19 protein-coding genes and 1 tRNA gene are annotated in these 22,106 nt (G+C 68.4%); 5 read left to right on the forward strand and 15 right to left on the reverse strand.

All coding sequences use genetic code 11. The annotated features are described in order from the left end of the window. The first annotated feature begins 44 nt into the window (after nucleotides 1-44). The gene (locus tag AC0VYP_RS17680) at nucleotides 45-2,552 is read left to right on the forward strand and encodes a DEAD/DEAH box helicase (RefSeq protein ID WP_475470776.1); all 2,508 of its coding nucleotides are present in this window, start codon (nucleotides 45-47) and stop codon (nucleotides 2,550-2,552) included. Here the strand turns inward: AC0VYP_RS17680 and AC0VYP_RS17685 are convergent. From AC0VYP_RS17685 to AC0VYP_RS17700, 4 genes are all read right to left on the reverse strand, one after another. After that, a complete protein-coding gene (locus tag AC0VYP_RS17685; protein ID WP_475470777.1) occupies nucleotides 2,549-3,007 on the reverse strand; it encodes a dCMP deaminase in 459 nt (152 codons plus the stop codon). The genes AC0VYP_RS17680 and AC0VYP_RS17685 overlap by 4 nt on opposite strands. Continuing rightward, nucleotides 3,004-3,699, reverse strand: a complete 696-nt coding sequence (locus AC0VYP_RS17690) for a RibD family protein (RefSeq protein WP_475470779.1) — start codon at nucleotides 3,697-3,699, stop codon at nucleotides 3,004-3,006. The genes AC0VYP_RS17685 and AC0VYP_RS17690 overlap by 4 nt, the downstream gene beginning before the upstream one ends. A gap of 135 nt (nucleotides 3,700-3,834) precedes the next feature. Beyond that, nucleotides 3,835-5,031, reverse strand: coding sequence for a nitric oxide synthase oxygenase (locus AC0VYP_RS17695; RefSeq protein WP_285757181.1), 1,197 nt, complete (start codon nucleotides 5,029-5,031; stop codon nucleotides 3,835-3,837). 482 nt (nucleotides 5,032-5,513) lie between these two features. Beyond that, complete coding sequence (locus AC0VYP_RS17700; RefSeq protein ID WP_475470781.1) at nucleotides 5,514-6,341, reverse strand: alpha/beta fold hydrolase; 828 nt, start codon at nucleotides 6,339-6,341, stop codon at nucleotides 5,514-5,516. A 70-nt stretch (nucleotides 6,342-6,411) separates the two neighbouring features. Between AC0VYP_RS17700 and pcaD the strand changes: the two genes are divergently transcribed. Then, complete coding sequence (gene pcaD / locus AC0VYP_RS17705; protein ID WP_285757184.1) at nucleotides 6,412-7,176, forward strand: 3-oxoadipate enol-lactonase; 765 nt, start codon at nucleotides 6,412-6,414, stop codon at nucleotides 7,174-7,176. Between the two features lie 276 nt (nucleotides 7,177-7,452). Here pcaD and AC0VYP_RS17710 read toward each other — a convergent pair. Beyond that, nucleotides 7,453-7,525: transfer RNA gene (locus AC0VYP_RS17710), tRNA-Asn, on the reverse strand. Between the two features lie 208 nt (nucleotides 7,526-7,733). Here AC0VYP_RS17710 and AC0VYP_RS17715 point away from each other — a divergent pair. Genes AC0VYP_RS17715 through AC0VYP_RS17725 form a run of 3 tightly spaced genes read left to right on the forward strand, consistent with a single transcriptional unit; the run spans nucleotide 7,734 to nucleotide 9,097 of the window. Next, nucleotides 7,734-8,057 carry a hypothetical protein gene (locus AC0VYP_RS17715; RefSeq protein WP_285757880.1) on the forward strand — a complete coding sequence of 108 codons (324 nt, stop codon included), beginning with the start codon at nucleotides 7,734-7,736 and terminating at the stop codon, nucleotides 8,055-8,057. A gap of 29 nt (nucleotides 8,058-8,086) precedes the next feature. Then, nucleotides 8,087-8,578, forward strand: a complete 492-nt coding sequence (locus AC0VYP_RS17720; RefSeq protein ID WP_475470783.1) for a hypothetical protein — start codon at nucleotides 8,087-8,089, stop codon at nucleotides 8,576-8,578. 54 nt (nucleotides 8,579-8,632) lie between these two features. Beyond that, nucleotides 8,633-9,097 carry a pyridoxamine 5'-phosphate oxidase family protein gene (locus AC0VYP_RS17725; RefSeq protein ID WP_285757187.1) on the forward strand — a complete coding sequence of 155 codons (465 nt, stop codon included), beginning with the start codon at nucleotides 8,633-8,635 and terminating at the stop codon, nucleotides 9,095-9,097. A 15-nt stretch (nucleotides 9,098-9,112) separates the two neighbouring features. Here AC0VYP_RS17725 and AC0VYP_RS17730 read toward each other — a convergent pair whose 3' ends face one another. From AC0VYP_RS17730 to araB, 10 genes are all read right to left on the reverse strand, one after another. After that, nucleotides 9,113-10,459: a glycoside hydrolase family 18 protein gene (locus AC0VYP_RS17730; protein WP_475470786.1), complete on the reverse strand. Its 1,347-nt coding sequence runs from the start codon at nucleotides 10,457-10,459 to the stop codon at nucleotides 9,113-9,115. Nucleotides 10,460-10,586: 127 nt separating this feature from the next. Further along, entirely contained in the window at nucleotides 10,587-11,705 is a 1,119-nt protein-coding gene (gene rpoD, locus AC0VYP_RS17735) for an RNA polymerase sigma factor RpoD (protein WP_475470788.1), read from the reverse strand. A gap of 104 nt (nucleotides 11,706-11,809) precedes the next feature. After that, the gene (gene dnaG, locus AC0VYP_RS17740; protein WP_285757190.1) at nucleotides 11,810-13,690 is read right to left on the reverse strand and encodes a DNA primase; all 1,881 of its coding nucleotides are present in this window, start codon (nucleotides 13,688-13,690) and stop codon (nucleotides 11,810-11,812) included. Nucleotides 13,691-13,789: 99 nt separating this feature from the next. Beyond that, complete coding sequence (locus tag AC0VYP_RS17745; protein WP_285757191.1) at nucleotides 13,790-14,155, reverse strand: hypothetical protein; 366 nt, start codon at nucleotides 14,153-14,155, stop codon at nucleotides 13,790-13,792. 135 nt (nucleotides 14,156-14,290) lie between these two features. Next, complete coding sequence (gene mmsB, locus AC0VYP_RS17750) at nucleotides 14,291-15,520, reverse strand: multiple monosaccharide ABC transporter permease (protein ID WP_475474284.1); 1,230 nt, start codon at nucleotides 15,518-15,520, stop codon at nucleotides 14,291-14,293. A gap of 17 nt (nucleotides 15,521-15,537) precedes the next feature. Continuing rightward, nucleotides 15,538-17,085, reverse strand: coding sequence for a multiple monosaccharide ABC transporter ATP-binding protein (mmsA, locus tag AC0VYP_RS17755; protein ID WP_475470789.1), 1,548 nt, complete (start codon nucleotides 17,083-17,085; stop codon nucleotides 15,538-15,540). Between the two features lie 26 nt (nucleotides 17,086-17,111). After that, entirely contained in the window at nucleotides 17,112-18,197 is a 1,086-nt protein-coding gene (chvE, locus tag AC0VYP_RS17760) for a multiple monosaccharide ABC transporter substrate-binding protein (protein ID WP_285757194.1), read from the reverse strand. Between the two features lie 106 nt (nucleotides 18,198-18,303). After that, nucleotides 18,304-19,701 carry an L-fucose/L-arabinose isomerase family protein gene (locus AC0VYP_RS17765; RefSeq protein ID WP_285757195.1) on the reverse strand — a complete coding sequence of 466 codons (1,398 nt, stop codon included), beginning with the start codon at nucleotides 19,699-19,701 and terminating at the stop codon, nucleotides 18,304-18,306. Then, a complete protein-coding gene (locus AC0VYP_RS17770) occupies nucleotides 19,698-20,390 on the reverse strand; it encodes an L-ribulose-5-phosphate 4-epimerase (RefSeq protein ID WP_285757196.1) in 693 nt (230 codons plus the stop codon). The genes AC0VYP_RS17765 and AC0VYP_RS17770 overlap by 4 nt, the downstream gene beginning before the upstream one ends. Beyond that, the gene (araB, locus tag AC0VYP_RS17775; protein ID WP_475470790.1) at nucleotides 20,387-22,036 is read right to left on the reverse strand and encodes a ribulokinase; all 1,650 of its coding nucleotides are present in this window, start codon (nucleotides 22,034-22,036) and stop codon (nucleotides 20,387-20,389) included. Before araB ends, AC0VYP_RS17770 begins: the two co-directional genes overlap by 4 nt. Between the last annotated feature and the right edge of the window lie 70 nt (nucleotides 22,037-22,106).

Here is a 22,106-nt window from a genome sequence, read left to right on the forward strand (position 1 = left end):
CGCGGTCGGGACGGGGGACGTCGGGGAGCGGGCACTATGGAGGGGTGAGCCTCATCGATCTTCTCCCCAGCGGCGGCGCCGAACCCGACTCCCTTTTCGACGCGTTCGAGACATGGGCCTCGGAGCGGGGGCTCACGCTGTACCCGCACCAGGAAGAGGCCCTGATCGAGGTGGTGTCGGGGTCCAACGTCATCCTGAGCACGCCCACGGGCTCCGGTAAGAGTCTGGTTGCCGCTGGGGCGTTGTTCGCGGCGCTCGCGCGGGACGAGTGCGCTTTCTACACCGCGCCGATCAAGGCGTTGGTGTCGGAGAAGTTCTTCGAGCTGTGCGCGATCTTCGGTACCGACAACGTCGGCATGATGACCGGTGACGCCAGTGTCAACGCCGATGCGCCGATCGTGTGCTGCACCGCGGAGGTGCTGGCCAACATTGCGTTGCGCGACGGTTCGTCGGCCGACATCGGCACCGTCGTGATGGACGAGTTCCATTTCTATGCCGAACCGGACCGGGGCTGGGCCTGGCAGATCCCGTTGCTGGAGCTGTCGCAGGCGCAGTTCGTGCTGATGTCGGCGACGTTGGGCGACGTGACCCGGTTCGAGGAGGACCTGGTGCGGCGCACCGGTCGGACCACGAGCGTGGTGTCGTCGGCGGTTCGCCCGGTCCCCTTGTACTACTCCTACAAGACCACGCCTTTGCACGAGACGTTGGAGGAGTTGCTCACCACGCGTGAGGCGCCCATCTACATCGTGCACTTCACCCAGGCCACGGCGGTGGAGCGGGCGCAGTCGCTGATGAGCATCAACATGTGCAGCAAGGCGGAGAAGGAGGCGATCGCGGCCGAGATCGGGGCGTTCCGCTTCACGACCAAGTTCGGCCGCAACCTCTCCCGTTACGTGCGGCACGGGATCGGTGTGCACCACGCCGGCATGTTGCCCAAGTACCGCCGGTTGGTGGAGCGTCTGGCCCAGTCGGGGCTGTTGAAGGTCATCTGTGGTACCGACACGTTGGGGGTGGGGGTCAACGTGCCGATTCGTACGGTGCTGTTCACCGCACTGTCCAAGTACGACGGTTCGCGGGTGCGCCGGTTGCGGGCCCGGGAGTTCCACCAGATCGCCGGGCGGGCCGGGCGGGCCGGGTTCGACACGGTGGGCAATGTGGTGGCACAGGCTCCCGAGCACGTGGTGGAGAACGAGAAGGCCCTGGCCAAGGCGGGTGACGATGTCAAGAAGCGCCGCAAGGTGGTGCGCAAGAAGGCCCCTGAAGGATTCGTGAGTTGGGACGAGGCCACCTTCGAGAAGCTGATCGGGGCCGATCCGGAGCCGCTGGTGTCGCGGTTCAGGGTCAGCAACGCGATGTTGCTCAGCATTATCGCGCGGCCCGGTGACTGCTTCGCGGCGATGAAGCACTTGCTCACCGACAACCATGACGAGCGCCGCAACCAGCGCCGCCATATCCGCGAGGCGATCGCGATCTACCGTTCGTTGCTGGACGGGGGGATCGTGGAGCAACTGCCCGAACCCGATGCGCAGGGGCGCACGGCGCGGCTGACCGTGGACCTCCAGCCCGACTTCGCACTCAATCAGCCGTTGTCCACGTTCGCTCTGGCGGCGTTCGATCTGTTGGACAAGTCCGCGCCGACCTATCCGCTCGACGTGCTCACGGTGGTGGAGTCCACTCTCGACGATCCGCGCCAGATCCTCGCCGCCCAGCTCAACAAGGCGCGTGGCGAAGCGGTCCAGCAGATGAAGGCCGATGGGATCGAGTACGACGAGCGGATGGAGCGGTTGGAGGAGATCTCCTACCCCAAGCCGATGCAGGAACTGCTCGATCATGCCTATGACGTCTATCGACGGGGTCACCCGTGGGTGGGCGACCACCCGTTGCAGTTGAAGTCGGTGGCGCGCGACATGTTCGAGCGCGCGATGACCTTCACCGACTATGTCGGCTATTACGAGTTGGCGCGTTCTGAGGGGCTGGTGCTGCGTTATCTGGCCAGTGCCTACAAGGCGTTGAACCAGACGGTTCCCGAGGACGCAAAGACCGAGGAGCTGCTCGATCTGATCGAGTGGCTGGGCGAGTTGGTGCGGCAGGTGGACTCCAGCCTGTTGGACGAGTGGGAGCAGTTGACCAATCCGGTCAACGAGCCGGGGGCGGCCCCGGTGGAGGCCAAGCCCAGGCCGGTCACGGGCAACGCGCGGGCTTTCCGGGTTCTGGTGCGCAACGAGCTGTTTCGTCGGGTGGAGCTCGCGGCGTTGCGCCGGTACTGGGAGCTGGGGGCTTTGGATGCCGAGGACGGCTGGAACACCGAGGCGTGGGAGGAAGCCATGGCGGAGTACTACGCCGACCACGACTCGCTGGGCACCGGTCCGGACGCGCGCGGCCCGCAGCTGCTGTTGATCGAGGAGAAGCCGGGTCTGTGGGAGGTCCGTCAGGTCTTCGACGATCCGGCCGGGGATCACGACTGGGGGATCACCGCGGAGGTGGATCTGGCGGCCTCCGACGAGGAGGGGCGCGCGGTCGTGCACGTGGTCGAGGTGGACCGGCTCGGCTAGGGGCCGAGGAGGTGGGCGTTGACCTCGCGCACGAGTGGAGCGAGGTCGGGGGCCTCGACGACCGTGCGGCCTGCGGCACGGAGGAGTTCGGCGCCCTCGCAGTCCACGAACAGCGCGGGTTCGCGCCAGGCGAAGACGATCCTGGTCACGGGGGTGGCCAGGATGAGCTGAGCGCACGGGACCGGACGCGAGGCGCGGGTGCTACAGGGTTCCAGGGAGCTGTAGAGGGTGGCGCCGGCGAGCCGGGGATCGCGGGCCGCCAGTGAGCGCAGGGCTGCCTCTTCGGCGTGCTCGTGGGGGTCGTCGCGCCGGGAGTAGCCGTCGGCGATGACCTCGTCCCGGGCGTCCACGATGAGGGCGCCGACGGAGAAGGCCGTCGCGGACGGTGGGCAGGAGCGGGACAGTTCGATGGCGGCGTGCAGGTGGCGTAGGTCGTTTTCGGTGGGGCCGCTCATGGGGTGCTCCTGTCGGTCGCGTAGTGCAGGACGGCGATGTCGCCGAGGGATCGGGTCCGTACGAGGCGCATGGGCCGGGCGGGCGGGTTGGTGAAGGTGCCCGGGTGGACGAAGCGCGGGGCGTCGGGGTCGCCGATGAGGAACGGGGCGACGGCGAGCCGTAGCTCGTCGGCGAGGCCGTGGGTGAGGAAGGCGGTGTGTACCGCTCCCCCGCCCTCCACCATGAGGCGCTCGATACCGCGCTCGGCGAGGTCGGAGAGCACGGTGGCCAGGTCCAGGGGCTCTCCGGCGGCGATGATGCGGGTGTTGGGGCGGTCGGCGAAGCGGTCGGCGGTGGCGGCGTGCACGGGGTCGGGGACGTAGACGAGGGTGCCGGCGTCTCCCGTGGTGAAGATGCGCGCTGTGGGATCGAGTTCGCCGCTGGCGCTGAGGACGACTTTGACCAGGTGGGCGGTTGTTCCTTGGTCGATTCTTCGCTGTTGGCGTTGGGGGGAGCGCACCAGGAGCCGTGGGTTGTCGGCCCGCACGGTTCCCGCGCCGACGAGGATCGCGTCGCAGCGGGCGCGCAGTTCGTTGACCTCGTCGAAGTCGGCCTCGTTGGACAGGCGCAGTCGGTCGGGGGAGGCATCGTCGATGTAGCCGTCGAGGGACATGGCGCAGCTGAGTACGACGTGTGGGCGGAGCGGATCCATGTCCGTCAGGCTAGCGTCGGGCCGGGCTGCGCCCCTCGAACGGGGGCGGGTGGCAAGGACGGCGCACCGTGCGGGCGTGGGTGGACAGCCGGACCGGGACGGTGGCCCGGCGTCGGCTGTCGGCAGCGGTGGCTCTCAGCCGCCGTGTCCGAAGGGGCAGCCGGCCTGGCGGGCCGTCACGCGGGGGTCGGGGAGGTAGTTGGGGAGCAGGTCCGCCTCGTCGTAGTAGCGGTGGTAGACGGGGGTGATCCCGCTGGACATCGGGGGAACGATCCAGGTCCAGTCGGCGGGCACGATCCGGCCTGCGCGCTCTTCCTTCTTCAGGTGCAGCAGGAAGCGTCGGGACTCGGTGTGGTGGTCGGTGATGGTCACCCCGGCTTCGCCGAAGGAGTGCAGGACCGCGCGGTTGAGTTCGAGGAGCACGCGGTCGCGCCAGAGGGTTTCTTCGCGGGAGGTGTCCAGACCCAGGCGTTTGGCTACCTCGGGGATGAGGTTGTAGCGGTCCTCGTCGGCGAAGTTGCGGGCGCCGATTTCGGTTCCCATGTACCAGCCGTTGAACGGGGCGGGGTAGCTGATGCCGCCGATGCTGAGGAGCATGTTGGAGATGACGGGGACGGCGTGCCAGCGCATGCCGAGCTCGGCGAACCAGGGAAGCTCCGGGTGGGTGATGAGGACTTCGAGGACCAGTTCCTCGGGGACGTCGCCGAGTAGTGGCTGATGTCCGGGGGCTTCGATGACCAGCGGCAGGAGGTCGAAGTCGCTTCCGCTTCCGCCGGTCCAGCCCATACGGCGGGCCATGGCGGTGAACTGGGCCTGACCGGGGTCGCCGACGACGGAACCGTCGGGGCGGCTCCAGCCGGCGTAGCGGATCAGCTGCTCGTTGTGGACGCGTACGCCTTCACCGTTGGGTTTGAGTGGGGGAAGGACGGTGACGACGGGGCGGATGGCTCCGCCGTTGGTGCTGATGCGGAGGTGGTCGGTCAGTGCCTGGTAGATGCCGGCGGGGGTGCGCTGGGACCGGTGGTCGCGCACTTGGAGGCTGTTCCAGTAGAGGCGTCCGATGCAGCGGCTGGAGTTGCGCCAGGCGACCTTGGCCCCGAACTGCAGTTCCTCAGGGGTGTGGGTGTAGGTGCCGGTCCGGGCGATCTCCACCCGGACCTGGCTCCAGCGGGTGCGGAAGTCCCCCGCGTCGGAGCGCTCCGTGTGGAAGAGCCGCAGGAACTCCTCTGCCTCCCCGGGGTCGGTCTCCACCGGCTCCACGGCGCCCGTGGGCTGCGGCGCGGCTGCTCTGACGCGCTCGGTCGGCTCTCCGGCAACAGCGCTACGACTCAACTCTTGATCCCCGCTTCCCACGAAACCACGACTCGTTCGTGCTCCATCACGCGACCAATAGGGTCCCATGTTCCACAAGAAAACGCCCCCCCGCAGGCGAACCGGAAAGAAAGCAACGAAAGATGCTTTTCTTCCCGGATTCGGCGCACCACCTCCACTGGAGGCCAGGGCGTGATCGAGGGGAGAAATCAGCTGCTCAGGGGGAGAAGAGCAATACTCTCACCCAGAGTAACCGCTCACTTTTTTCCGGTGAGCCGATCAAGCGTCGCACAGTCGCCCGCAAAAAGAGACATCGCCCCCATGCGCCCCACGGCACGCAAAGGGGACCTGCGCGAGACCTGCGGGCCCGCCCTGCTCCATGACGGCCCCGTCTCGAAACCGTTGGTGTGGCGGAGGGTAGGACAACGGGAAACCCGGGCACAGCGACCACCAGGGGGAATGACATGGCGGAGCACGGGGCCGGGGTCCTCGCTTCCTTCTCGCTACGGTGCGAGGAAACCGGCGAGGGCCGCAGCCAGCTGGGCGGGTGTGTTCTCCTGCACGAGATGCCCCGCCCCCGACAGCATGTGCAGGCGCGCACCGGGGATGAGTGCCACCAGTTCCCGCCCCTTCTCCGGGGGGATCCAGGTATCGAACTCACCCCAGCACACGAGTACGGGCAGATCGATTTCGCCGTAACGGGGCTGTACCTCGTCGGTGTGCTGCTGTCGGGCCTGGGCGATCTGGCGGTAGAACGCGGGTTGCCCGTACTCCCCCAGCCAGGGCGCCGTGAGCGCGTCCAGGGTCGGGGCGGGCAGTTCTCGGTGGCTGGCCGAGGCGATGTACGCGCGGACGAGGGCTTCGTGCAACGCGGGTGGCAGCGCGGCGAACACGTCGGGGTTGTCCCCCACCAGACGGAAGAACGAGGAGCCCCAGGGCGCCACGGCCACCGGGTTGACCAGCGCCAGCCGCTCGTAGTGTGCCCCGTGCAGCAGATGGGTTCGCAGCGCCACCGCACCGCCGAAGTCGTGGGCGACCACCGCGGGGGCGGGGAGTTCCCACAATCTCAGCAGATCGGCGAACACGTCCGTCTGCGCGGCGAGCGAGACGTCCTGGTCGGCTCGCTGCTCGGAAGAGCCGTAGCCCAGCATGTCCCAGACGTGGACACGGTGGGTAGCAGCCAATCCGCGAGCGATGTCGCGCCACACATAGGAGGAGAAAGGGGTCCCGTGCAGCAGGACCACGGGGGTGCCGCTGCCGAAGCGGTCCCACCGTACGGTCCCGCCCGGTGTCTGGTGGGCATGGCGAAGAGTCCAGTCGGTCACGGTCATGGGCAACACACGCGACAGGCCGGTCGATTCCCGGCGCCGCAGCGGATGCAACCGGTAAGGAGGATCAGGGATGAGCATTGACGTGCACTACACCGTTGACGGGCCGGAGGAGGCCCCCTTGGTGGTGCTGAGCGGTTCGTTGGGCAGCACGTTGGAGATGTGGGACCCGCAGATGGCCGGACTCGCGGGACGTTTTCGGGTGGTGCGTTACGACATCCGGGGGCATGGACGGTCGCCGCTGCCGCGTACACCGTGGACCATCGCCGACCTCGGCTCGGACGTGCTGCGACTACTGGACCGGCTCAAGGCCCGGCGGGCGCACTTCGCGGGGCTGTCCATCGGCGGGATGACCGGTATGTGGCTGGGCGCGCACGCGCCCGAGCGCGTGGGAAGACTCGCCCTGATCTGCACGTCGCCCAAACTCGGCACGCCTGAGGGGTGGGCGGCGCAGGCGGCGCTGGTACGCGCCAAAGGCACCGGGGCGGTCGCGGACGCGGTGATCGGGCGCTGGTTCACCCCCGCCTTCCTCGAACGGGAACCGCAGATCGTCGCCGACCTCACCTCGATGATCGCGGGAACCCCCGTTGAGGGCTATGCAGGCTGCTGCGAGGCGATCGGGTGCATGGACCTGCGCGGGGACCTCGGGTCGATCTCCGCCCCTACTCTCGTCATCACCGGTGAGCATGACTTCGCCGTCCCCCCGGAGGAGGGGAAACTGATCGCCGACATGATTCCCGGGGCCCGCCTCGAGGTCCTGGCCGACGCGGCGCACCTGGCCTCGTGGGAGCGTGCGCCGCAGATCAACGATCTCCTCACCGCGCACTTCACGGCGTGATCGGCCTTGCCCGCGGTGCGACGACGAACGGCTCGAAACGGTTGGCGTATATACAGGGGCCGGGCGCCGTAACGATGCCTCACCCATGGTCCGCCGACTCAGTGCCCGCGTCACCCGAGCAGTTTCTTCTCCCTGGCCCACGGTTCGAACGCGCCTTTGGAGAAAGGGAGCCGCATGCCCGAATCATGGAGCGGGACCACGCCCCTGCAAAACACCCCGAAACGCAGGCAGGACCCCCACCCGAGGAGGGTGGGGGTCCTGCCTGGCTGCTTTTTGCTCCCGCGATTGGACTCGAACCAATAACCTGCCGGTTAACAGCCGGCTGCTCTGCCAATTGAGCTACGCGGGATTGCGCTGTGCCGCCTGTTTCTTCGGGGCTGGCCCCTGGCGACATGAAATAGATTAGCGCACTCGGGCGGGTGTTCGTGACAGGTTTTCCTGCCGGGCACCACCGTGCGGCCATGCGCCCGCCGCCGGCGGCGGGCGCCTCCCCGAACGCGAGGTGACCACCGGGTAACCTGACGACCGTAACGACCGTGCCACGTCGAGAGGATCACATGCGCTACCGGATCACCTTCGTCGCTGGACTGGCCGTCGGCTACGTGCTCGGGACCAAGGCAGGCCGAGCCCGCTACGAGCAGATCACCCGCGCAGCCCGACGGATCACCGAGAACCCGGCCGTGCAGGAGACCGCGGGCCTGGTGGGCGCCCAGGTCAGCAATGCAGGAAAAACCGTCTACACCCAGGTCTCCCAGCGGCTTCCCGTCACCTCGGTCCGCGATTTCCTGTCGCGCCCCACCGAGGAGGAGGCCGCCGAGGCCGCCCTGATCGAACACGCCGAACTCAACGGCCGGCCACCGGGCGCCCCGCCCCGCGGCTGAACGACGGGCAGGGGGCTACCGTGGGAAGCATGCGATGGCCACACCGCGATCCCCTGCCCAGACACGTCCGCGAGCAACTGGCCCTGAAACGGGGCGAGCGGGTCCTGGCCCATGCCGGCACCCCGGAGGGAGCCGCGGTCGCCACCACCACGGCGCTGCACCTGCCCGACGGGGAAGTCGTTCCCTGGGAGAACCTCGACCACGCCCGCTGGGGCGAGGACGGTCTGCTGTTCACCGTGGCGGGCGAGCAGGAACGCTCGTTGCCGGTGGCCGAGCCGGGACGACTCGCCGAGACCGTGTTCGAACGGGTCACCTCCACCATCGTCGTCTCCAGCCACGTGGAACTGCTGGAGACCCCCGACGGTTCACGGGGCGCCCGGCTCGTCGCCCGACGCTCTCCCGGCTCCGCGGACATCGTCTGGCGGGTGCACTACGACGACGGCGTGGACCCCGAATCGCCGGGGATACGTTCCCGCGCCGAGACCGCCCTGGCCCACCTGCGTGCACAGATGGGCGTGTAGGAAATCGTCCTGCCTGACAGGAGATGTCAGGCAGGAGGGTGATACTCGGTTCCCATGACGACTTGGCAATCCTTCGCCGCGCAGGCGCCCGACCTCGCCGCACGGGTCCGCACCCGCTTCGAGGCCAACAAACACCACGTCCTCGCGACCCTGCGCAGGGACGGATCCCCGAGGGTGAGCGGCACCGAGGTCTCCTTTCACGGCCCCGACCTGGCCATCGGCTCGATGCCCGGTGCCCGCAAGGCCCGGGACCTCCAGCGCGACGGCCGGTTCGCGATCCACACGGGCACCGGCGACTCCTCCATGGACGGCGGCGACGCCAAGGTCGCCGGAGTGGCGGTGGAGGTGGTGGATCCCGCGGCGATCGAGGCGTACCGGGAACCGGGAACTCCGGCCGGTCCCTTCCACCTGTTCCTGCTGCACCTGACCGACGTGACCCTGACGTCGCTGGACGGCGACGCGTTGGCCATCGACACCTGGACGGCCCGCGACGGTGTGCGCCGGGTGCGGCGACGGTGAGCACACCGGCCGCGGTCAGTCCAAGGACTCGTCCATCGCCTCGACCAGTTCTCCGTCGGGGTCCATGTCCAGGTTCCACAGCATCAGACCGGCAAGGCCGTTGTCGCGGGCGTAGGCGCCCTTGAGCGCGACCACCTCCGGGGTGTCGTAGGTCCACCACTCGTCGCCGTCGTAGACCCAGTAGGCGCCGTTCTTGTCGTCGAGGAAGCGCTCGCCCGCGCGCTGTTCGAGGTCGGCGTAGGAGTCGGTGGCCATCCCGTAGCCCCCCTCAGCGGGCCCCTGCGCCTCGGCGTAGCGACCGGCTCCTTCTGCTCCCACGCCGTTCCATCCCCGCCCGAACCCCGGGAAGCCGAGCACGATCTTCTCCGCGGGCAGCCCGTAGTCGCGGTAGCGCCGTACCGCCCGGTCCGCGCTGGCCTCGTCGGGCGCCTCCTCCGAGGCGTAGAGCTGCGAGTGGTGGCCGGTGGTGGTGCTCCAGGAACCGGTGAAGTCGTACCCCTGGACCGTGGCGAAGTCGAGGTGACCGAAGACCTCCGGCTCATAGCCCTCGCGCATCGTCTCCTCACTGTGGGTGAGCGAGGCCGAGAGGGTGTAGTCGCGTCCGGTCTCCTCGCCCAGCGCATCCAACTGGCGGCGGAACTCCTCCACCACGAGGGTGAAGTTGCGCTTGTCCGCGGGGTGCTCGGTGTTGTCGGGGTTTCCGTTGCCGCCCGGCCACTCCCAATCCAGGTCGATCCCGTCGAAGATCCCGGCGGCCACTCCCGCACCGCCCTGGGGTTCGCCCGCGAACCGAGGCAGGTCGCCGCGCAGCCAGAGATCCACGCAGGAGGCGACGAACCGCTCGCGCGACTCCCGGGTGCGCACCGCCTCGGAGAAGTGGACCGACCAGTTCCATCCGCCCAGGGAGACACTGGCGTTGAGCCCGGGGTAGTCGTCCTGGAGTTTGCGCAACTGGTTCAGGCTGCCCGCCAACGGCTGCTCGTACTCGTCGGCCTCTCCGTCCACGCTGTCGTTCGCGTCGTAGCGGCGTTGGAAGATCTGCCAGGGCTGGCTGGCGCGCTCGGGGATATGGCATTCACCCGCCGCGCTGACGTCTCCGAACGCCCACATGAGTCGGTTGAGTCGTGCGGCTGCGCCGCTGTCGGCGACGTCCTTGATCGTGTAGCCGCGGTTGGCGGTGTTCCAGTCCGCGAAGTAGGCGATGCGCTGCTGGCCCGGCTCGGGCAGCGGAAGGCGGCCGGTGGCCACGACGAAGACACTGGCGAGGAGGGCGCAGAGTACGAGGACCGGCAGGGCTTTGCGGAGGGCGCTCCTGCGCCGCGTGGCCGGGCTTCGGGTCCGGTTCCGATTGCGGGCAGACATCTCCCCCACACGCTATCGGGATCGCCGTTCACTCGACAGCGTGTGGGCCAGTCGATGCCGTGTGCGGCCGGTATCGGCCGCGCCGGCAGGGTTGCGGGCAGCGATGGCCGTGCGCCCGGCTCCGCCATCACCTCAAGTAGTCGCGCAGCATCTGTGCACGGGAGGGCTGGCGCAGTTTCGCCAGGGCCTTCGACTCGATCTGGCGGATACGTTCCCGGGTGACGCCGAACTCCCGTCCGACCTCCTCAAGGGTGTGTGGACTGCCGTCGGCCATACCGAAGCGAAGTTCGAGAATGCGCTGTTCCCGCGCCGACAGTTCGCCCAGCATCCCGATCAACTGGTCCTGGAGCATGATGAACGCGGCGGCCTCCACGGGCACCACGGCGTCGGAGTCCTCGATGAAGTCACCGAAGTCGGAGTCCTCTTCGCCGATCGGGGCCTGGAGCGAGACCGGTTCCTGGGCGATGCGCTGGATCTCGGCTACCCGCTCCCCGCCGAGACCGAGCTCGCGCGAGACCTCGTCCGGAGTGGGCTCGCGGCCCAGTTCCTGGTGCAGCTGGCGCTGGACGCGCATCAGCTTGTTGATGGTCTCCACCATGTGCACCGGGATACGGATGGTGCGGGCCTGATCGGCGATCGCGCGGGTGATCGCCTGGCGGATCCACCACGTGGCGTAGGTGGAGAACTTGTAGCCCCTGGCGTAGTCGAACTTCTCCACCGCGCGGATCAGCCCGAGGTTGCCCTCCTGGATGAGGTCCAGGAGCATCAGCCCGCGCCCGATGTAGCGCTTGGCGATGGACACCACCAACCGGAGGTTGGCCTCGATCAACCGGTTCTTCGCGCGTTCGCCCTCCCATTCGAGTGCGCGGAGGTCGGCGAGCCGGTCGGGGTCGGGCCCGGGTGCCGGGATGCGGGACAGGTTGACCGCACAGAGCTTCTGCCGAGCGCAGAGCCCGACCTCGATCGACTTGGCGAGCTCCACTTCTTCTTCCGCCGTGAGCAGCGCAACGCGCCCGATCTCGCGCAGGTAGGTGCGGACGAGGTCGCTGGTCGGAGCACCGCGGCCCGTTCCGAGGGCCGTTGGCTCCTCCTCGGCCGGGTCGATGACGTTGACCCCCTGTTGGGACAGGCCGCGAACGACATGTTCGAGCGCCTCGGCAGGAGCATCCAACCGGTCCAGGACGGAGAGGACGTCGGCCAGGGGGACAGCGCCGTCGGTCTTCTCGCCCGCGACCAGTTCCACCACCTGCCGGATCGGTGGTATTTCACTGGACAGCGCCGAAAGAGCCACACCTACAGTGTGCCCGTTATCGCCCCGATATAGAGAGGTCTAATTTTGTCACCCTCGCGTCACGCACCCCCGGAGAAACGATCCCGGGCCGCTCGTTTGCGCTGGCCAAGCGCACCGAGCTGCGTCAGGATCGCGGTGCACTCCTCTGCATCGGCGATCGCGTCGAGCCGACCCAACCGGGCTTTCAGGTTTGACTCTTGACGATTAATGGAATGAATTCTTACCGTGCCGATAATTAGTCCGGCGAAGTGTTCGTCGAGTTCTCCGTCAACCTCGAGCGGTTCCACCGCGAGCTGGGTCACCAGGCCCTGCTGGGCCTCGTTGGGTGCGGCCTCGCGCAGTCGCCCCGCCCACTGGCCGGGGTCTGCTGCCGCCTCCACACCGCCCTGCGTCCGGATCAGCTGATGGACGGCCCGGTGCTGGGGCACCCCGAACGTGTCGTCATCGAGTTGGTCGAAGCCGGCCGCCAGGCCGGGAAACTGGATGGCGATCTTGAGGGCCTGACGCTCGCGCTGCAGTGAGGGGTCGCGCAGGTTGTAGACGGCCGCCTCGGCGGGGGCCACGGGACGTACGGGCTCGGGTGCCTGCCGCTGGCCGCGCGATGCCCGCTTGTCGCTCATGTGCTGCGACACCCGGCGCAGCACCTGCTGCTCGTCCATGAAGCCGGTCCACTTGTCGAGGTCCTTGGCGTACTCACGGCGCAGACCGCTGTCACGGATGGTCGCGATGACGGGCGCCGCGGCGTCGATCGCGGCCAGGCGCCCCTCATTGGTGTCGAGATTGTGTTCGATGATCCGGCTGCGGATCACGAACTCCACGAGTGGTTTACGCGCTGCGACCAGGTCGCGAACAGCGGCATCACCCTGCTGGATACGCAGGTCGCAGGGGTCGAGTCCATCCGCCTGCACCGCGACGAAGCTGTCGGAGCTGAACCCGTGCGTCTCCTCGAAGGCGCGCAGGGCGGCTTTTTGTCCTGCGGCATCGCCGTCGAAGGTGAAGATGACCTCGCCCCCGAACTCCGAGCGGCCGAGAAGCATCCGCCGCAGGATCTTGGCGTGCTCCTCGCCGAAGGAAGTACCGCAGGTGGCGATGGCGGTGGTGACCCCGGCCAGGTGGCAGGCCATCACATCGGTGTATCCCTCGACGACGACGGCCTGGCGCTGCTTGGCGATCTCGCGTTTGGCGAGATCGATGCCGTAGAGCAGAGTGCTCTTCTTGAACAGCGGGGTCTCTTGGGTGTTGAGGTACTTGGGGCCGTCGTCGTCGGGGTCGAGCTTGCGGGCGCCGAACCCCACGACCTCGCCGGTGACCTCGCGTACCGGCCACAGCAGGCGGTTACGGAACTTGTCGTAGGGGCCGCGCCGCCCCTGGCTGGCGAGGCCACCGAGGATGATCTCCTTGTCGGTGAAGCCCTTCCCGCGCAGGTGGGTGGTGAGGGACTCCCATCCGGGAGGGGCGTACCCCACTCCGAAGTGCTCGGCGTCGGCCCGCATGAACCCCCGCTCGGTGAGGAAACGGCGCGCCTCTTGGGCCTGTGGGCTGAGAAGTTGCTCGGCGTAGAACTCCGCCGCGGCCTTGTGCGCCTCGATGAGGCGCTGGCGCTGCCCCTGCTCGTTGCGGGGAACGTAGCCGCCCTGTTCGTAGCGGAGCTGGATGCCCGCCCCCCGGGCCAGGTTCTCCACCGCCTCGACGAAGCTCAGGTGCTCCATCTGCTGGACGAAGGCGATGACGTCGCCGCCTTCGCCGCACCCGAAGCAGTACCAGAGGTTGCGCGAGGGGGTGACGTTGAACGAGGGGGACTTCTCGTCGTGGAAGGGGCACAGGCCCTTGAGGGAGCCGCCGCCGGCGTTGCGGAGCTGGAGGTACTCACCCACCACGTCGGCAATGGGGGAACGCTCTCGCACGAGTGCGACGTCTTCGTCTCTGATTCGACCGGCCACGATAGATCAGGGTAGTTCGTCGGGATGACGGTGGAGCACAGGGCGCTTGCGCGGCGTCCGCGGTCGGGGCCTGGCGGGCGGCCCCGGACCTCAGTGCCCTCAGCCGATGTCGAGGTGGCGCAGCACGCCCTTGGCCTCATAGGCCAGGCGGGTGGCGGTGACGAGCGCATCGAGTTCTTTGCGCACCTTGGTGATGCCGATGGCGCCGCCCATCATCCCGGTGCTGGCCTGGAACAGCGAGACGGTGACGGTGTCGTCGCCGTTGAGGTCGATCTGTAGGGAGTAGGGGTAGTACATGGAGAAGACCCCGAGCAGTGCCGCCTTGGTCTTGCTGCCCTTCTCCGCCAGGCCGCGCTGCTGGTGCTCCCAGGAGTAGCGGTAGCGTGCGGCGGTGAGCACCTCCTGCAGGATGAGGCGGGCGTCCTCCGGGTGGAGGGCTACGACGAACTTCGCGTGTTTGGCCATCGGTTCTTTCCTCGGTTCGGGTAGCGGCGGGCCATGAGCGGCCGCGCGGTACCGGTCGCGCCGAACCCCCGGCACGACCGGCCAAAACCTACCGCTCCCGGTGCTCACCGGGATGATCGGGCGATAACAAGCTCGTCACATCGCCGGGGCCCTGCCCTTCTCTTGCGCCGGGACCGGTTCACCGCTGTCGGGGGCGGTGTGCTGTGCGCGGTTCTTCCTGCGCCGGGTGCCCACCCGGTTCTTGTTGTAGATGTCGAACGCGACGGCTGCCAACAGGACCAGGCCCTTGATGCCCTGCTGCCAGTCCACTCCGAGGCCGATCAACGACATTCCGTTGTTCATGACGCCCATGACCAGTGCGCCTACGACGGCGCCGATGACGGTACCGACGCCGCCGGCCGCCGACGCCCCGCCGATGAAGGCAGCGGCGATGGCGTCCAGTTCGAACATCGTCCCGGCCCGCGGGGTGGCGGCGTTGAGGCGGGCCATGAAGACCAGGCCGGCCAGGGCCGAGAGTGCTCCCATGGTCACGAAGACCCAGAAGGTCGTCTCCTTGGTCTTGACGCCCGACAGCATCGCCGCCTTCTCGTTGCCGCCCACCGCGTAGACGTGACGCCCCATGGTGGTGGCGTTCATGACGAACGAGAAGACGACGATCAGCGCGAGGAGCAGCAACCCGACCACCGGGATGCCGCGGTGGACGGCCAGAACGAAGGCGAAGGTCAGCACGACGGCCACCAGCGCCGCCTGTTTGAGGGCGAAGACCCGTGCCGACGACGTGCCCAGGCCGTGGCGCAGGGAGCGGGCACGACTGCGCGACTGGGTCCACACGAGTACCGCGGCCGCCGCGCCCCCCAGGACGAGGGTGAGCACGTGCACCGGCGCGTCAACGATGTCGGGGACGTAGCCCGATCCCAGCGCGCGCAGTGAGTCGGGCAACGGGCCGATGGACTCGCCCCCCAGGACGATCATGGTGGCACCGCGGAAGATGAGCATGCCCGCGAGGGTCACGATGAAGGCGGGGATGCGCACGTAGGCGATCCAGAAGCCCTGCCAGGCGCCGATGAGCGCGCCCATGAGCAGGGCGAGTGGCACCACCACGAGGGTGGGCAGCCCCCACCCGGTGAGCATGACGGCGGAGGTGGCGCCGACGAAGGCCACGATGGAGCCCACCGAGAGGTCGATGTGGCCGGTGATGATGACCATCATCATCCCGATCGCCAGGATCAGCACGTAGCTGTTCTGCATGATCAGGTTGGTGACGTTGAGGGGGCGCAGCAGCAGCCCGCCGGTGAGGATCTCGAAGAGGACGACGATGACGACGAGCGCCATCAGCATCCCGTACTGCCGGGCGTTCTCGCGCATTAGGCGGCGAAGGGCAATCACGGGGCATCACGCCTTGGGGTGCTCGCGGTGGTCATGAGTCGCATGAGGGGCTCCTGGGCTGCGCTTTCCCGGGGCAGTTGTCCGGTGATACGGCCCCGGTTCATCACGTAGATGCGGTCGCACATGCCCAGGAGCTCCGGGAGTTCGGAGGAGATGAGCAAAACGCTGCGCCCTTGGGCGGCGAGGCGCCGGATGATGAGGTAGATCTCGTACTTGGCGCCGACGTCGATGCCGCGCGTGGGCTCGTCCAGGATGAGCAGTTCGGGGTCGGTGAAGACCCATTTGCCCAGCACGACCTTCTGTTGGTTGCCGCCGGACAGGTCGGCGGCCGCCTGGAAGACGTCGCGGCTCTTGACGCCGAGCCGGCGGCGGGACTCCTCCGCCAGGACCACCTCCTGGCCGGGGTCGATGACGCGGCGCCGGCTGACCTTGCCCAGTGCGGCCAGCGTGGTGTTGCGGCGGATGTCGTCGTCGAGGATGAGTCCGAGTTCTTTGCGGTCCTCGGGTACGTACGCGATACCGGCGGCGATTGCGTCGCCGACGTCGCGGATGCGCAGCTCCCGGTCGTCGCGGTGGACCCGCCCGGAGACGTAGCGGCCGTAGGAGCGTCCGAACAGGCTCATCGCGAACTCGGTGCGGCCGGCCCCCATCAGCCCGGCGATGCCCACGATCTCGCCGCGGCGCACCTCCAGTCCGACGTCTTCCACGACTCGTCGTCCGGACTGGGTGGGGTGGTCCACGGTCCAGCCGCTCACCCGGAACCGGACCTCCCCGATGTCGCCTTCGCGTTCGGGGAAGCGATGGTCGAGGTCGCGTCCCACCATGCCGCGGATGATGCGGTCCTCGGTGACTTCGCCGGAGTCGGTGCGCAGCGTCTCGATGGTGCGGCCGTCGCGCAGGATGGTGATGGAGTCGGCGACTCGGGTGATCTCCTCCAGTTTGTGGGAGATGAGGATGGAGGTGATGCCGTGCTCGCGCAATCCGTCGAGCAGGGCGAGGAGGGTGTCGCTGTCGCGGGCGTTGAGCGCGGAGGTGGGCTCGTCCAGGATCAGCAGACGCACCCGTTTGGACAGCGCCTTGGCGATCTCCACGAGTTGCTGGCCGCCGACCCCGAGTGCGGCCACCGGCATCGACGGGTCGGCGTCGAGCCCGACCCTGGCCAGTAGTTCGGTGGCCTCACCGGTGGTGCGCCCCCAGTCGATGACGCCGCGCCGGGCCCGCTCGTTGCCGAGAAAGATGTTCTCGGCGATCGAGAGCTGCGGGATGAGCGCCAGCTCCTGGTGGATGATGACGATGCCCGCGGCTTCGCTGTCCTTGATCCCGTCGAACGCGCAGACCTTGTCGTCAACCAGGATGTCGCCGGTGTAGGAGCCGTGCGGGTAGACCCCGCTGAGCACCTTCATCAGGGTGGACTTGCCGGCGCCGTTCTCCCCCATCAGGGCGTGGATCTCGCCCCGTTCCACCTCCAGGTCCACGTCTGCCAGGGCCATGACCCCGGGGAACTCCTTGGTGATGGCGCTCATGCGCAGGATGTGGTCGGTCATTGTCGGTCTCCTCGCCGGGCAGCGGTTCAGCCCGCCAGCGCGTCCTCGGTGTAGTAGCCGCTGTCGAGGAGCACCGACTCGTAGTTGTCGGTGTCCACCGACACCGGTTCCAAGAGGTAGGAGGGAACGATCTTGACGCCGTTGTCGTAGGTCTCGGTGTCGTTGACCTCGGGTTCCGTTCCGCTGACGATGGCGTCGGCCATGGTGGCGGCGGTGGCGGCGAGTTCGCGGAGGTCCTTGAAGACGGTCTGGGTCTGCTCGCCGGCGATGATCGACTTGACCGAGGCGACCTCGGCGTCCTGGCCGGTGATGATCGGCATGGGTTTGGCGTCGGTTCCGTAGCCGGAGCTCTTGAGGGCGGAGATGACGCCGATGCTGATGCCGTCGTAGGGGGAGAGCACGGCGTCGAGGTCGTCTTCGCTGTAGTTGGCGCCGATGAGGTTGTCCATCCGGGCTTGGGCGGCTGCGCCGTCCCAGCGCAGGGTGGCGATCTGCTCCATGGTGGTCTGACCGCTGCGCACTTCGAGTACGCCTTCGTCGATGTAGGGGCGCAGGACCGACATGGCACCGTCGTAGAAGAAGTAGGCGTTGTTGTCGTCGGGTGAGCCGCCGAAGAGCTCGATGGTGAAGGGCCCTTCTTCTCCGGCCAGGTTCAGCCGCTCTTCGATGTAGGTGCCCTGCAGCACTCCGACCTGGAAGTTGTCGAAGGTGGCGTAGTAGTCCACGTGCTCGCTGCCGAGGATCAGCCGGTCGTAGGAGATCACCGGGATGTCGGCGCTGTCGGCCTGTTCGAGGACGTCGCTGAGGGCCCCGGCGTCGATGGGGGCGATGACGAGGACGTCAACGCCCTTGGTGATCATGTTCTCGATCTGGGAGATCTGGTTCTCCACCACGTCCTCGGCGTACTGGAGGTCTGCGGCGTAGCCCAGTTCTTCGAACTCGGCGACTATGTTGGCGCCGTCGTTGACCCAGCGCTCGGAGGACTTTGTCGGCATGGCGATCCCGGCCGTACCGTTCTCGCCCTCCGAGCGGGCGGCGTCGCCCACTGCGCAGGAGGAGAGGGTCAGGCAGGCGCTCAGCAGCAGGGCCGCGAAAGCCGTGGTCTTCTTCATGTCAGCACCTCTGTAAGGGGGGCTCCGGAGGGCGGAGCGAGGAGTGGGCAAAGAAGTCAGGAGTCGGCAGGAGGGGGTGTACTGCCGGGAGTGGGCGGTTGGCTGGTCATACGCGGTGGAACTCGATGCCGGCCAGGGTGCAGAACACCTCCCAGTCGGCTGCGCGGTGGCCCAGGTTCATCACCATGTGGTGGGTGCCCCCGGCGCGCAGCCAGGCGTTCATACAGGCGCGCACCCCGGTTTCGGGCCGGAACTGCCCGTAGGGCATCTCCAAAGCGGGCAGGGGCGGGCTGTCCAGGACCTCGCCCTCGCTGACGACCAGGCGGAAGCGCTCACCGCCCAGCGCGACGAGGGAGGCGAGTGTCGCGGGTCCGGGCCGGACGCGGAACACGATGGTCGGCGGGTCGTCGAGGTCGCCGATTCCCAGCGGCCGTTTGATGAGGCGGACCGGTTCGTCGTCGCGGGCGACCTTCCAGTTCCCCTCCCCCATGTGGCTCATGAGGATGGAGTCGGTGGGGAAGTCCATGGCGTACATCTCGGTGAAGTGGCCGTCCCCGCACAGCCTCGCCCCGGCGTGGACGACGGATGCGGCGAGCACATCGCCTTCACCGGCGAACCCGTACCCCTTGGCCATGAGGGTCGAGGCCGCCGCCATGGGGAGCCGGGTGAAGCGGCCGTCCTCGCCGATGGCGTCGAAGTGCGTGGAGTAGGCCTCACAGCCGTAGGCGGTGAGAAGGTGTTCGATTCCCAGTTGGAGGCGGGCGTGGTCCTGGCGCTCCTCCTTGGTCAGGCGGGGGTCCACTTCGAAGCGTCCGTCCTCCCAGTCAAGGAGTTCGGTGACGACGTCGTCGGGCAGTTCGCCCATGGTGCGGTGCAGTTCGCCCGGGGCGATGACGTGCACCTCGGGGCCGAGCGCACGGATGAGCGCGCTCTCGTCGAAGCGGGCGTCGCCCATTCCGTTCATCGCGTACCCGAAGACGCCTACACGCAGGCGCCGCCAGGCGGTGAGCGCGCGGGCGGCTCGTGCCCAGCGGCCCACGCGCTCGGCGAACGCATCGGTGTCCCATTCCTCGGTGACGACGTCGAAGGCGAGTCCGGCGCGCACCATGGCGTTAGCGGTGTCCTGTGCGCCGTGGATGCCCTGGTTGTAGGTCATGTCCGCCATGTCCCAGGCGGGGGTGACCGAGGGTTCGGGCTGGATGTTGGCCAGGCACACCGGCAGCCGCATCTGGCTGAACAGCCGGGTGACGCGCAGCGACGGGCCGTAGGTGAGCATGATGACGAGTACCCCGTCGAGGTCGGCGTTCTCGAAGTCGCGGACGACTCGTTCGGCGTCGGCCCGGGACCGCGCCGGGGGTGCGACCGTGCAATCGGCGACGGCGGACAACCGCCTGGCGACGTCGGCCGCGTATCCGGCCTGGCGTTCGGTGATCTCGGGGAGCATCTGGTCGTAGAGGGACTGCATGATGCCGAGAACGCCGATGCGGGGCTGGCGGTGGTTCATGGCCGTGCTCCTTGTGGGTCGTCGTGCTGGCCGTAGACGTTCTGGTAGCGCTCGTAGAGGGCGTCAACATGGTGCTCGGGCAACGGTTGGAGGGGGCCGTGCACCCGGGCCAGGTGCACGGTGCGGGCCACGTCCTCGCACATGACCGCGGCTTTGACCGCCGCTTGGGCATCGGCGCCGATGGTGAAGACTCCGTGGCCGCGCATGATGACCGCCGGGGAGCGGTGCCCGGAGAGGGTGGCCACGATGCCGCGGCCGATCTCGTCTCCGCCGATGAGGGCGAACGGCCCCAAGGGGATCTCCCCGCCGAACTCGTCGGCCATGGCGGTTATCGCGCAGGGCACGGCCTCGTTGCGGGCCGCCCAGGCGGTGGCGTAGGGGCTATGGGTGTGGACGATGCCGTTGACGTGGGGCATCGCACGGTAGACGTAGGCGTGGGAGGCGGTGTCGCTGGAGGGGGCGTGCTCTCCCTCGACGACGGTGCCGTGCAGGTCGGTGACGACCATGGTGTCGGGGGTGAGGTCGGCGTATCCCAGTCCGCTGGGTTTGATCACCATCAGATCGGCGTCTGGCACGCGAGCCGAGACGTTTCCACTGGTCCATGCGACCAATCCCCAGCGGAGGAGTTCGGCGTGCAGGCGGTTGACCTCCTCGCGCACCCGGCGCAGGGTCTCGGCTGGGCGGCTCATCGGTTCCCTTCCAGAGTGGCGTTGCGGATGCGGCGCAGCCGGTGCAGGGCGTCGCTTGCGCCGCGCCCGAAGTGGTCGTGGAGTTCGGTGTAGACGGCGTAGAGGGCGTCGTAGGCGTCGGCGCGGCCGGGGTCGGGGGTGAAAGCGTCGCGGCGGACCCGGCCCATGGCGACGGCGGCCTTTTGGATGGTGGGGTGGGCGCCGGCGGCGACCGCGGCGTGGATGGCCGCGCCCAGGGCGGGCCCTTGGTCGGAGTCGGTGGCGTGCAGGGGCCGGCGCAGGACGTCTGCGTAGATCCCCATGACGAAGGGGCTGGCGACCAGGCCGCCGGCGACGGTGATGTCGTGGACGGGCACCCCGTTGCGCTCACAGGTCTCCACGATGGTGCGGGTACCGAACGCCGTGGCCTCGACGAGGGCACGGTAGATCTCCTCCGGGCGGGTGGCCAGGGTCAGACCGGCGATCACCCCGGAGAGGCCGTGGTTGACCAGGACCGAACGGTTGCCGCTGTGCCAGTCCAGCGCGACGAGTCCGTGCCCGCCGACGGGCTGGTCGGCGGCCCTTGCGGCGAGCAGTTCGTGGGCGGAGAGCCCCTGGGCGGCCGCTTCCTGTGCGTAGTCGCCGGGGACTCCGGTGCGCGTGAACCAGGCGAAGATGTCGCCGACCCCGCTCTGGCCGGCCTCGTAGCCCCACAGACCGGGGATGATGCCGTCGCGCACGGCACCGCACATGCCCGGGACCTCGGCCAGGGTCTCGGAGTTGACGAGGTGGCAGGTGCTGGTGCCCATGACCGCGAGCATGCGGCCCGGTTCGACCGTCTGGGCGGCGGCAGCCGTGGCGTGGGCGTCGATGTTGCCGACCGCGACCGCGATCCCTTCGGGAAGTCCGGTCCAGGCTGCTGCACGGGCGGTGAGTCCCCCAGCGCGTTCCCCCAGTTGGGAGATGGGGTGTTCGAGCTTGTCCCGGGCGAAGTCGGCGAAGCGGGGGTGCAGCGCGGCCAGGAAGTCGCGGTCGGGATAGGCACCGTCCTGGTGGATGCCCTTGTAGCCGGCGGTGCTGATGTTGCGCGTCTCGTGTCCGCACAGCTGCCACACGATCCAGTCGGCGGCCTCGATCCAGCGTTCGGCACGGTCGTAGACCTCGGGGTCCTCCTGGAGCACCTGGAGGGCCTTGGCGAACTGCCATTCCGCGGAGATCTTGCCGCCGTAGCGGGCCAGCCAGGGCTCGCCGCGTTCGCGGGCCAGGGTGGTGATCTGGTCGGCCTGGGGCTGGGCGGCGTGGTGCTTCCAGAGCTTGGGGTAGGCGTGCGGGCGGGCGGCGAGGTCGGGGAGTTCGGCCAGCGGTGTGCCGTCAGCGGTGGTGGGAAGCACGGTGCATGCGGTGAAGTCCACCCCGATGCCGACGACACTGTGTGCGGGGACCCCTGCTGTCGCCAACGCCTCCGGGACGGCTCTGCGCAGGACGTCGCGGTAGTCGTCGGGGACTTGGAGGGCAGTGTCGGGTGCCAGGGCGGTGACCGCTCCGGGCAGGGTCGTCTCGACGACTCCGTTGGAGTAGGCGTGGACGGCCTCGCCCAGGTGGGTGCCGTCACTGGCGCGCACGACGACGGCCCTGCCCGAGAGCGTCCCGAAGTCGATTCCCACCACGCAGGAAGATGAAATGTTAACGCTAACATTCAGGTTCACGGTTGGCTCCTCGGTAGGGCACCGAAAGGTC

The sequence above is a fragment of the Nocardiopsis sp. iso_186 genome (assembly GCF_056173365.1).